The following is a 362-nucleotide window of genomic DNA, read 5'->3' on the forward strand; positions in this document are numbered from 1 at the left end:
AACGACGAGACGCGGACGAAATTCGGCATCGCCGCCGACGTTTCCGGCGTCGTCATCACCGACGTCAGCAAGGATTCGGCCGCCGCCGAACGCGGTATTCAGGCCGGCGAGGTGATCACCGAGATCGCCCAGGAATTGGTTGCCACGCCCAAGGATGTCATGGATCGGATTGCTGCATTGAAGGAGCAGGGACGCAAGAACGCCTTGCTGATGCTGGCGTCGAAGACTGGCGAATTGCGGTTTGTGACGATTCGGATGGATTGAGTCCGGTAACGCCTGCACTGCTTTGATTTTAAGGGAAAAAGGGCGGCTAGCGAGCCGCCCTTTTTGTTGCCTGCCAATCCTTGCGCGAGAGCCTGTAG

General features: G+C 58.6%; 1 protein-coding gene. It reads left to right on the top strand.

The window, feature by feature from the left end; all coding sequences use genetic code 11:
• A partial coding sequence (locus E5W87_RS21585; protein ID WP_292401962.1) for a PDZ domain-containing protein occupies positions 1-264 on the top strand: 264 nt, incomplete at its 5' end.
• Positions 265-362: the final 98 nt, after the last annotated feature.

It is taken from the genome of Mesorhizobium sp., assembly GCF_004962925.1.
Taxonomy (GTDB): Bacteria; Pseudomonadota; Alphaproteobacteria; order Rhizobiales; family Rhizobiaceae; genus Mesorhizobium.